The organism is Streptomyces tricolor, assembly GCF_002155905.1.
Classification (GTDB): domain Bacteria; phylum Actinomycetota; class Actinomycetes; order Streptomycetales; family Streptomycetaceae; genus Streptomyces; species Streptomyces tricolor.
On record NZ_MUMF01000860.1, the window covers coordinates 1 to 260 of the forward strand.

General features: G+C 75.0%; 1 pseudogene. It reads left to right on the forward strand.

Annotation, left to right across the window (positions count from 1 at the left end):
- A pseudogene (locus CCN44_RS47040) lies at nt 1–131 on the forward strand (PDZ domain-containing protein); the annotation flags it as partial.
- Nucleotides 132–260 lie beyond the last annotated feature (129 nt).

Consider the following 260-nt stretch of genomic DNA (forward strand, 5'->3'; position numbering starts at 1 on the left):
GCGTCGACACCGCCGCCGACCTCGCCCGAGCCGTCGCGCGGGCCCGCCCGGGAAAGGCGGTGCTCCTCACCGTGCGCCACAGCAGCGGGGGCTACCAGCAGTTGGCGGTGATCCCCGGAGTGGTGACCTGATCGAACCGGCACCGGCGCGGGGGCCTACGGCAAGGCACGTCCGGAAGCCACGGACACGCCCGCGACCCCGCCGCCGCTCTCCGACGGCGTCCGGTGTCGCTCTCCGGCCGTGTTCGGTGTCGCTCTTCG